Raw genomic sequence first — 5,235 nt, forward strand, 5'->3', positions numbered from 1 at the left:
TCTTACTAATTAACTCTAAATCATAATTTCTAATTTGGCGCAGCACTAAATAGTTTGAAGGCTATCCCTGTTGATCTTCTGTAAGGTTTCGAGGCTGAAGTTATCCAGAAAGCCTGATGCATCTTCTATCTCCCTATTATCAAGGCCCACTATACTTGCTAATATGCTCCACAAGCCTTTGCTGCTAAGGTTGTTCTGTCGCATTTCTTTGATAGACAGAGAGGCATGTGATTTAGAAAGTTTGTGGCCATTAGGCTCCAGTACTACAGGGTGGTGCACAAATGCTGTAGTTACAAAGTCTCTGTTGCTTAGTTGCTGTGCCAGGTATAACTGAGCGGCTGTAGAGGTGATCAAATCTTCCCCACGCACAATTAAATTTACTTCCATCTCCAGGTCATCTGTGAGGGAGGCCACCTGATAAGCCGGAATCCCCTCTTTGCGCTGCACAACAAAATCGGGTATCGCTGCTGCTATAGGTATGGTACAGGTCTGAAGGAGCAGGTCCTCAAACTTAATCTCCACATGCTCTGGAATATGAACGCGCCAGGCAGTATCCGGTAAAGTGAGGGGGTGGCGCGTATGCTTACAAGCATGGTTAGAGCTAATATGGTAGGTGGCCAGCTGTTTACGGGAGCAGGGGCAGGCATATACCAGCCCTTGGTTTACTAACTCCTGCAAGGTGGCCCGGTACTGCGGTAAGCGCAGGTGTTGGGAGTAGTTCGCTAAAAAATCAGCGGCATTGGCTGGTCCTTCGTCATAGTCCAGGCCTGCAAAGTGTAGCGTGTCAAAAATGTCCTGCAGGTACTCCGGACGAAAACGTGCATTATCCAGATCATCAATGCGTAGTATAACTGTTCCTTGCTGCTGGCGCGCCAGAGCCCACGTAATAGCAAACGAAAGCACATTGCCCAGGTGCAGGTAGCCACTGGGGGTAGGGGCCAGACGGGTTCTTAAAGGCATAGGCTTGGTGTGGGTTTGTTGCAGCATGCGCTTCAGAGTTGTGCTTTACAAGATGAAAAGTACAATATATGTGGCAATTCCGCTAATAAGGTACAAATAAGTATGTGCTACAAGTAACCTCAATGCTGTTCCTGAAGTAGGAATTAGAGGTATTTTTTTCTAAGTTTAAAAAAATCCTGAAGTTTTTGTGTTCGGCTTCAGTTTAGATTATACTTTACTTCTTGCATACCTAATGGAAATTCTGTTCGACAACATGCCTAATCCTTTCGCTTACTTCATACCCATTTTTGCGGTATTGATCTTGGGCGAAGCTTATATCAGTTATAAGGAGGATAAAGAACTGTATAACCTGAAAGACTCCATGGCCAGCACTTGGGTAGGGATAGGGGCAGCCGTTCTTAACACCCTGACCAAGGCTTATCAGATAGGGCTTTTCTATTTAATTTATGAGCTTTTTGAGCCACTCCGTGTAGCCTATCTCGGATATGAAAACCTGGGCTGGGCCTGGTGGGTATGGGTGCTTTGCCTGGTAGGGGATGACTTTAATTTTTACTGGCACCACCGTTTTTGCCATACCATACGTCTGTTCTGGGCAGCGCACCTGGTGCACCACTCCTCTGACAAGTTTAACCTGGGCACTGCCTTTCGTAACGGCTGGACCATCTTTTTATACAAGCCCATTTATTGGTTGTGGTTACCTATACTTGGTTTCAATCCGGTCATGATTGCGCTTTGTATGTCATTCAATTCAATTTACCAGTTCTTTCTGCACTCTACGCTGGTGCCTAAAATACCTGTGTTCGGGGCGATATTTAACACGCCTTGGGTACACCAGGTGCATCATGCCTGCAACGTAGAGTACCTAGACCGCAACCACGGCGGCATCCTCATTATCTGGGATAGAATATTTGGGACCTATCGTGATAAGGAAGTAGAACTGGAAACAAAATTTGGTGTGCTGCACCCGCCAACCAAACACGATCCAATCACACTGAATTTCCATGAGTTTAATGATATTTGGAAAGATGTGAAAAGTGTAAAATCATGGAAGGCTAAGTTTATGTATGTTTTTGGCCCTCCGGGCTGGAGCCATGATGGCAGCCGCAAAACATCTAAAATGCTACAGCAGGAGTGGGAAGAGCAGCAGCAACTGCTACACTCATCAAGCCAGCAAAAGCCATCTGATTTACAGGTTGCCAACGTTTAAGATTTAAATAGTAAGTAAGAGCCGCAGGTATTGAGAAAGCAATGCCTGCGGCTTTTTTTATGGATGAAGCCTTTTTTAAAGCCAGCACTTTATACTTTATCCCAGCCCTCTCTTCTGATTAGCTCGGTGATATGCGCCAGGTGATGATTGCCGTGCCAGGCATATGCGCCAATGTGCTGCTGTATACTTTGCCCGCCGCTAACCGGATGTATAAACCGCCGCTCTAGTTGCTCTGGTGTTAAGCTTTTCAGGAGTAGCACTCAGCGTTGGTGCAGTGCGTCCAGTAGCCTCAGCGAGATTTCCGGGTCGCCGTGCAGGCTGTCGGGTAACTCTGTCCAAGCTACCTCATCGTAAGGCCTTATGGTGGGTGCATCTTCTGTTAGAGCCATTTTTTGGCGTATGTAGCCGTTCAGGTGGCTGTCGGGGAGGTGATGCACTACCTGGCGCACGGTCCAGCCGCCTTCGCGGTAAGGTGTATCAAGTTGCTCAGGAGTAAGGTTGGCGACAGCTTTGCGCAGCTTTTGTGGTAACTGCGCGATGGCAAGTATAGCCTGCTCCAACTCCTGCCCCGTAAGCTCCTGCTGTGGTTTGTGCTGCCCTATCGGGTACTTCAGTTTTTCAAGTTCGGTGTGCGTCGTCATGTTGCTAGCGTATGGAAGGGCAGTTTACAGGTTGCAGCGCTAACAAGCAAGTATAGCGCTGTCAGCTAAGTATAAAGAACATTAAAAACCGCACCTCGCCTGCTGCACGTATGCTTTAACAAGTATAAATCTTATCATCATCTCACAACATCAAGTATAAAAATGGCTGAAGAACAGAAACAAAAATATACGGCGCTAATCACTGGGGCTTCTGGCGGAATAGGAATGGAACTGGCAGAACTATTTGCACAAGATGGGCATAACCTGATTTTAGTAGCCCGTTCAGAAGAAAAGCTGAATAGCCTGGCGCTGCAGTATGCCATCAGGTATAAAGTATACACCAAAGTAATTGTGCAGGACCTAAGCGAGGCTGACGGGCCTGAGAAAGTATTTGCCCAATTAGAGCAGGAGAAGGTGCAGGTAAACGTGCTGGTAAACAATGCCGGCTTCGGCAATTTCGGGGCATTCCGGGATACAGAGCTGAAAAAGGAGCTGGACATGATGCAGCTGAACATGGTGTCGCTTACGCACTTGTGCAAGCTTTTCTTAAAGCAGTTGCCACAGGGGCAGCATGGGCGCATCCTGAATGTTTCGTCTACAGCGGCCTTTCCGCCGGGGCCATACATGGCAGTTTACTATGCCAGTAAAGCCTACGTGCAGTCGTTTACCGAGGCGCTGGCTGCTGAGCTGGAGGATGAGCATATCACTGTTACCGCCCTTTGCCCCGGCCCCACCGATACAGATTTTAAAGATGCTGCCAACTTGCACGAGTCCGGCTTGTTTTCGAAGCAGTTTGTAGCCGATGCCAAAACGGTAGCCAAGGCAGGCTATGAGGGCATGATGGCAGGAGAAGTGGTGGTGATACCAGGCATTCAGAATAAGCTTACAGCCTTTTCGACCAGGTTAGTACCCCGTAGCTTTCTCCGAAGTATGGTAAAACGCATTCAGGCAAAGCGGGCGTAAAACAGTAGAAGTATACCAGCATAAGTAGGCGGATTTTTATATCTTAGTGGACTATGAAAACCAGCCGCTAATGAAAAACCTCCTGCTCCTGACCCTCCTGTTCCTATCCTGTTTGTCTGCCAGTGCCCAGCACCTGATAAAGGGGCGTGTGGTAGATGCGCAGACAAACCAGCCGCTGGAATTTGTGTCGGTGTACGCCAACACAACCACAATTGGTACTGCCACCAATGCCAAAGGCGAGTTTGCGCTAAGGCTGCCAGATGGGAAGTATGAATTGATTGTGTCTTTCCTGGGCTATGAGCCGCTCATCTACCAGGTGAACACAGGTGCCTTGCCTCCGTCTGTACTTTTTAAGCTTAGCCCCAGGCAAAACGAGCTGAAGGAAGTGGTGATCAAAGGCACCCGTGATAAGCAATGGTATGATAACCTGGAGGTGTTTAAAGAGCGCTTTCTGGGGAAAGATGCGTTTGGGCGGCAAAGCAGACTGCTAAACCCTGAGGTGCTTGCCATCACTTTTGACCCGGAGACGGCTTTGCTGGAGGTGAAGGCAAATGAGCCGCTGCAGGTTCAGAACGATGCCTTAGGTTATAAAATTACCTACCTGCTCTCCGACTTCCGGTACTACGGCCGGGATGGGTACGTGGTATACTTAGGATACCCGAGGTATGAGCTGATGGAAGGCAGCAAGAGCAAAAAGCGCCGCTGGGCCAGGAACAGGCAAAAAGCCTATAATGGATCTCTAATGCATTTTATGCGGGCAGTGCAGCAGGAGCAACTGGAGCAGCAGGGCTTTAACCTGCGGCGCCTACACCGCACTCCTAATCCCAACAGGCCAACGGATGAAGAGATTGCTGCTGCCAGAGCGGCTCTCAGAGCCCGCGGCAGTGGTGCCAGAATAGAAGACGGCGATAGTATTTCTGATATCCTTTCGCGGGCTAGGTTGCCAAAGGTTATAGAGTCGCTGGATATAAACCCAGTGCCTTACAGCGACTATCTGCAGAAAGACAGCACGGCTTCTAAGCTTTCTTTTAAAGGTTTTTACCAGATAGTGTACACTGGCGAAAAGGAAGAGCAGGGGTACCTGCTGCAGGAAAGTATGTTCAACAAGCGCCAGCCAACCTTCCAGACCTCTGTTCTCTCTCTGCAAACCGATGCTGTGCTGCTGGAGCCTAACGGAAACGTATCAGACCCACTAAGCTTATTTGTAGAAGGCTACTGGGGCTGGGAAAAACTAGGGGCCATGCTGCCGCTGGATTATCAGCCAGCACTAGCTAAATAGAGCGGCGGTTTTCTAAAAGTTCTTAGATGAGAATTTAGTTACGGGCAATTCATGCTTACTCTCATGCCCCGACTTGCTGAATTTTGATTTGCTGTTATCGTCTCCGCTGATAAGCTCTTTTAACGTTTTGCCAAAAGCCCCTGGCTGCAACAATCTGTGCAACCAGGGGCTTTTGGCAAAACGTT

Annotated in this window: 4 protein-coding genes and 1 pseudogene; 3 read left to right on the forward strand and 2 right to left on the reverse strand. The window is 48.4% G+C overall.

The window, feature by feature from the left end; genetic code table 11:
- Positions 1–45: 45 nt before the first annotated feature.
- Positions 46–987, reverse strand: a complete 942-nt coding sequence (locus ACFQ2O_RS19735) for a glutamate--tRNA ligase family protein (protein ID WP_377532091.1) — start codon at positions 985–987, stop codon at positions 46–48.
- Between the two features lie 205 nt (positions 988–1,192).
- On the opposite strand from ACFQ2O_RS19735, the gene ACFQ2O_RS19740 reads away from it, so the two are divergent.
- The gene (locus ACFQ2O_RS19740) at positions 1,193–2,167 is read left to right on the forward strand and encodes a sterol desaturase family protein (protein WP_377532094.1); all 975 of its coding nucleotides are present in this window, start codon (positions 1,193–1,195) and stop codon (positions 2,165–2,167) included.
- Between the two features lie 89 nt (positions 2,168–2,256).
- Here ACFQ2O_RS19740 and ACFQ2O_RS19745 read toward each other — a convergent pair.
- A pseudogene (locus ACFQ2O_RS19745) lies at positions 2,257–2,808 on the reverse strand (YfiT family bacillithiol transferase).
- 162 nt (positions 2,809–2,970) lie between these two features.
- On the opposite strand from ACFQ2O_RS19745, the gene ACFQ2O_RS19750 reads away from it, so the two are divergent.
- Both ACFQ2O_RS19750 and ACFQ2O_RS19755 read left to right on the forward strand, forming a co-directional pair.
- Entirely contained in the window at positions 2,971–3,771 is an 801-nt protein-coding gene (locus tag ACFQ2O_RS19750; protein WP_377532097.1) for an SDR family NAD(P)-dependent oxidoreductase, read from the forward strand.
- A 70-nt stretch (positions 3,772–3,841) separates the two neighbouring features.
- Positions 3,842–5,050 carry a carboxypeptidase-like regulatory domain-containing protein gene (locus ACFQ2O_RS19755; RefSeq protein WP_377532100.1) on the forward strand — a complete coding sequence of 403 codons (1,209 nt, stop codon included), beginning with the start codon at positions 3,842–3,844 and terminating at the stop codon, positions 5,048–5,050.
- Positions 5,051–5,235 lie beyond the last annotated feature (185 nt).

The organism is Pontibacter rugosus (genome assembly GCF_042678745.1).
Taxonomy (GTDB): domain Bacteria; phylum Bacteroidota; class Bacteroidia; order Cytophagales; family Hymenobacteraceae; genus Pontibacter; species Pontibacter rugosus.